Source organism: Vibrio sp. 10N.222.48.A3 (assembly GCF_041475345.1).
GTDB lineage: Bacteria > Pseudomonadota > Gammaproteobacteria > Enterobacterales > Vibrionaceae > Vibrio > Vibrio tasmaniensis_A.
Window position 1 is genome coordinate 1 of record NZ_JBFRVX010001688.1, and the last position, 328, is coordinate 328.

1 pseudogene is annotated in these 328 nt (G+C 47.3%); it reads right to left on the minus strand.

The features are described 5' to 3' along the window. Positions 1 to 206, minus strand: a pseudogene (locus AB4653_RS28420) (iron ABC transporter permease); the annotation flags it as partial. Between the last annotated feature and the right edge of the window lie 122 nt (positions 207 to 328).

Consider the following 328-nt stretch of genomic DNA (forward strand, 5'->3'; position numbering starts at 1 on the left):
CATAAGATGGTTCTCGGTAAACGGATCTCTTGAATCACTAAATTGATGTGGGGAGCTAAGTCATTGCTGGGTTGGAATAGGCTGGCTGCGCTGTCAGCTAAACTAATGTTCATTGGCCCTACAGTAATGGAGAACAGTGCAACGAAGACTAGGGTTGCACCTAGGCCTAACATCGATGTTTTCAGTGGGACGGATCGTAGCAACATAAGGGGCCTCAATGTCTATCATCCGCTTCAATGCTCATCACGACTCTGCGAAAAGCGAGGCGGTGATGAGCATTGAGCAAGCAACAGTAAAAATAGGGTGGTTGAGCTATAGCGGGTAGATA